Source organism: Streptomyces sp. PU-14G (genome assembly GCF_041028275.1).
Lineage (GTDB): Bacteria > Actinomycetota > Actinomycetes > Streptomycetales > Streptomycetaceae > Streptomyces.
This window is the reverse complement of sequence record NZ_JASKYT010000555.1, coordinates 1-4,177: the sequence shown is the minus strand read 5'-3', so window position 1 is coordinate 4,177 and position 4,177 is coordinate 1. Positions and strand designations below refer to the sequence as shown.

Here is a 4,177-nt window from a genome sequence, read left to right as displayed (position 1 = left end):
CCCGGGAGGGGGCGGGCGGGCTGCGGGCGCTGGGGCTCGATCGGCGCAGGCCCGGCTTCGACCTGGGCTGGGGCGCCGCGGTGGCCGCGGGGATCGGCGGCTGCGGCATCGGCTTCTACCTGCTGGCGCAGGCGAACGGCTTCAACCTCACCGTGGAGCCGGAGTCGCTGCCCGACGTGTGGTGGAAGTACCCGGTGCTGTTCGCCTCCGCCGTGCAGAACTCCGTGCTGGAGGAGGTCGTCGTCGTCGGCTATCTGCTGCGCAGGCTGAGCCAGTTGGGCTGGTCGCCCGTGGCGGCGCTCGCGGCCGGCGCGGTGCTGCGCGGCTCGTACCACCTCTACCAGGGCATCGGCGGGTTCCTCGGAAACCTGGCGATGGGGGTCGTCTTCGGCCTCCTCTACCTCAGGTGGCGGCGTGTGGGGCCGCTCGTCGCGGCGCACGCCCTGATCGACATCGTCGCCTTCGTCGGTTACGCGCTCCTCGCGGGGAGGGTCGACTGGCTGCCGACCCCGTGACCCCCCGGCTGGGGACGCCCGTCACAGCGGAACGCGCAGGGTGGCGTCCAGCACGGTGACGGCGCTGCCGCCCAGCAGGGTGCGCGCGCCCCGCAGCGTGGTGCGCACGTATCCGGTACGCCGGGACACCTGGAGCCCGGTCAGCTCCGCACGCCCGAGGCGCTGTGACCACAGGGGGGCGAGCGCGGTGTGGGCGCTGCCGGTGACCGGGTCCTCGGGGATGCCCTGGGCGGGGGCGAACATCCGTGAGACGAAGTCGTACGGGGGCTGATGAGCGGCGTCTCGCGCGGGCTGCCCCGCGGCGGCCGTCAGGATCACCGCGGGGCTCGGCAGCGCGGCCACGGCCGCGAGGTCGGGGGTCAGTCCGCGCAGTGTCGCCTCGTCGGCGATCTCCAGGACGAGCATCCCCAGGCTGCCGGTGTCCCACGCGGCCACCGCGGGTGCTTCGAACGCCTCCCCGGCGCCTTCGGGCACGGGCACCGGCGTCAGCGTCGCGGTGGGGAAGTCCAGGGTGAGCGTCGAGTCCGGCTCGCGGGAGGCGCTGAGCACCCCGCTGCGCGTGCGGAACCGGACGTGCCCGCCTTCGGGCAGCCATCCGTCGGCGGCGAGCAGGTGCGCGGTCGCCAGTGTGGCGTGCCCGCACATGTCCACCTCCGTCGTCGGCGTGAACCAGCGCAGGGCCCAGTCGGCCTCGGGGTCGTCGGCCAGCGGGTGGGCGAAGGCGGTCTCGGCCAGGTTCATCTCGGCGGCGAGTGCCTGGAGGCGTTCGTCGGCCGGGAAGGCGTGGGGCGCTTCGCCGTCCAGCAGGACGACCGCGGCGGGGTTGCCCGCGTAAGCGCGTGCGGTGAAGGCGTCGACGGTGCGGATTCTCATGGCCGGGACGGTACGGGGATCGAGCGGGCCGGCACACGGCCAATTGGCGGCAGGTGGCTCGGAAGACTTGTCGTCCGACAGCTTCCGATATATCGTTGAGACATCGCGACTAGTTCACAATGTATCTGAGAGGAGTCAGCGATGTATCCCTTCGGAATGGAAGCCGGCAAGGAGCGCGGCAAGCGCCACGGCATGGAGTACGGCCCCCGGAGGTACGGCCCGGGGCCGGGGTACGGCGTCGAGGGCCCCGAGGCGGGGCGCCCCTGCGGCCCGCACGGCGGCGGGGAGCGGCGCGGGCAGGGGCGCGCGGCCTTCGGGCCCTTCGGGCCGCCGTTCGGCGGGGGCGGTCCCTTCGGCGGACGCGGTCCGCGCGGCCGGGGCGGCCCCCGGGGCCGGGCCCGGCGCGGCGACGTGCGCGCCTCGATCCTCGCGCTGCTCAAGGAACGCCCCATGCACGGGTACGAGATGATCCAGGAGATCGCCGAGCGCAGCGGTGGCGCCTGGAAGCCGAGCCCGGGATCGGTCTACCCGACCCTCCAGATGCTGGAGGACGAGGGGCTGATCAGCAGCGAGAGCGAGGGCGGGAAGAAGCACTTCTCGCTCACCGAGGCGGGCCGGTCCGAGGCCGAGGCCGGCGCGGACGCGCCCTGGGAGGACGCGGGGCGCGGCGCCGACTGGGAGGCGCTGCACGAGGTCCGCACGGCGGCGGGCGGTCTGACGGCCGCTTTCCAGCAGGTGTGGGCGACCGGTACGCCCGAACAGCGGGAGAAGGCGCTGCGGGTGGTCAACGACGCCAGGAAGAGCCTCTATCTGATCCTGGCGGAGGAGGACTGAAGGCGCTCGGGCGTCTCCTCCGCAGGGAGGAGGCGCCCGGGGTTCTGCCCACCCACCGGTGGACGGGCATATGCCACGGGGCGCCGATGAAGCCGCACAGGTGTATGTGATGTGGTGGTCGTGTGCACAGCTCTACACCGTCCGACCGAGCGACCGCCGCGGGGACGGACGACGCAGTCGACCCGCAGGTCAGCGACGCGTTGGCGGCCATGATGGCGACCGCGCGCCGCCGGGCGGCGCGGGACGGTGACCGGCAGATCGACACGGCGCACCTGCTGCACAGCCTGCTGGAGTCCGACAGTTCCACGTGGGATCTGCTGGACGGCGGCAGCCCCCAGGTCGGCAAGCTCCTCGGCTACCTCGTCCAGCGCAGCATCGGCTACGGGCTGCGCTGGCAGAGCACTCTGGAGGACTCGGGCGCCGTTCCCGCCGTCTCCGAGCAGCCCGGCGGCGTTCCGGGGTGGTCCCCCAGCGCGCGGGCGGCCCTGGAGCTCGCCGGTGAGCGTGCCCGTCGGCGGGGGCGGGAGGAGGCGGAGGGCCTGGACCTGTTCGCCGGTGTGGTGGCCGACCAGGAGTGCCGCGGGGTGGAGGTGCTGCGCCGCGCCGGGGTGGACGTGGCCCGGCTGGCAGGGCGACTGGGCGTCGCGGACGGCTGCTGACGTGCGGGGGAGGGCCATACGGAGGGCTGCGGGATTGCCGCCCGGGGGGCGCGGGGCCCGGAGGGCCGCGGGATTGTTGCCCGAGGGGCGCGCGGGGCGGCTGCCGGCTTTCGAGGGCCGTGCGGACGCTGAGGCGCGCGGACGCTGCTGAGGCGCGCGGACGCTGCGGGGCCTCGCGGCTCGTCAGGAGTGACAGGGGTGACACTCCTGACGACTGTTGACATGATGTGTCCATGCACGCCACCTCCTCGCCCGTGGACGCCGCACGGGCCCGCACCACGGGACTGCTCCTCGCGCTCGTCTCCGCCTGCTCCTTCGGCAGCTCGGGTGTCGCGGCCAAGCCGCTGATCGAGGCCGGTCTGGAGCCGCTGCACGTCACCTGGCTGCGGGCGGCGGGCGCGGCCGTGGTGCTGCTGCCGCTCGCCTGGCGGCACAGGTCGCTGGTGCGCGAGCGCCCCTGGCTGCTGCTGGGCTTCGGGCTGCTCGCCGTCGCCGGAGTGCAGGCCTTCTACTTCACGGCGCTCTCCCGCATCCCCGTCGGTGTCGCGCTGCTGATCGAGTACCTGGCGCCCGCGCTCGTGCTGCTGTGGGTCAGGTTCGTCCAACGCCGCCCGGTCACCCGGGCCGCCGCCGTGGGCATGGTGCTGGCCGTCGGCGGCCTCAGCTGCGTCGTCGAGGTGTGGGCGGGGCTGCGGCTCGACGGGCTCGGGCTGCTGCTCGCGCTGGGGGCCGCGTGCTGCCAGGTCGGGTACTTCGTGCTCTCCGACCACGGCAGCACGGCCGAGGAGGGGGAAGCGGCCCGGCGGCCCGCCGACCCGCTGGGGGTCATCGCCTACGGCCTGCTCATCGGGGCGCTCGCGCTGACGGTGGTCGCCCGGCCGTGGAACACCGACTGGGCGGTGCTGGGCCGCAGCGCCACGATGGACGGCACCGACGTGAACGGACTGGTGCTGCTGGCCTGGATCGTGCTGGTGGCCACCGCGACCGCCTACGTCACCGGGGTGGTGTCGGTGCGGCTGCTCTCGCCGCCGGTCGCGGGCGTGGTGGCCTGTCTGGAGGCGGTCATCGCGACGGTGCTGGCCTGGGTGCTGCTGGGTGAGCACCTGAGCGCCGTCCAGTTGGCGGGCGGCGCCCTCGTGCTGGTGGGCGCGTTCATCGCACAGCGCTCCACTCCCCGGCCGCAGTCGGGCTCTTCCGCCTCGGGGGCCCCGGTCGCCGGGTCCGGGGCTCCCGAGGCGGACCGGGACGTCAGCGCGCGGTGAGGTAGCCGGGCAGGSGGGTCCCCGGGGCGAGGGT

The 4,177-nt window shown here is 74.4% G+C and carries 5 protein-coding genes; 4 read left to right on the top strand and 1 reads right to left on the bottom strand.

The window, feature by feature from the left end:
- Positions 1-515 (top strand): CPBP family intramembrane glutamic endopeptidase (locus AB8Z75_RS33255; RefSeq protein WP_369208596.1); only part of this gene is annotated, 515 nt, incomplete at its 5' end.
- A 21-nt stretch (positions 516-536) separates the two neighbouring features.
- Here the strand turns inward: AB8Z75_RS33255 and AB8Z75_RS33250 are convergent.
- The gene (locus tag AB8Z75_RS33250) at positions 537-1,388 is read right to left on the bottom strand and encodes a PhzF family phenazine biosynthesis protein (protein ID WP_369208594.1); all 852 of its coding nucleotides are present in this window, start codon (positions 1,386-1,388) and stop codon (positions 537-539) included.
- 192 nt (positions 1,389-1,580) lie between these two features.
- Here AB8Z75_RS33250 and AB8Z75_RS33245 point away from each other — a divergent pair, with 192 nt between their 5' ends.
- The 3 genes from AB8Z75_RS33245 (at position 1,581) to AB8Z75_RS33235 (ending at position 4,143) form a co-directional block, all read left to right on the top strand.
- A complete protein-coding gene (locus AB8Z75_RS33245; protein ID WP_369208600.1) occupies positions 1,581-2,222 on the top strand; it encodes a PadR family transcriptional regulator in 642 nt (213 codons plus the stop codon).
- A 209-nt stretch (positions 2,223-2,431) separates the two neighbouring features.
- Positions 2,432-2,881: a Clp protease N-terminal domain-containing protein gene (locus AB8Z75_RS33240; RefSeq protein WP_369208598.1), complete on the top strand. Its 450-nt coding sequence runs from the start codon at positions 2,432-2,434 to the stop codon at positions 2,879-2,881.
- A gap of 233 nt (positions 2,882-3,114) precedes the next feature.
- Complete coding sequence (locus tag AB8Z75_RS33235) at positions 3,115-4,143, top strand: DMT family transporter (RefSeq protein WP_369208592.1); 1,029 nt, start codon at positions 3,115-3,117, stop codon at positions 4,141-4,143.
- Positions 4,144-4,177: the final 34 nt, after the last annotated feature.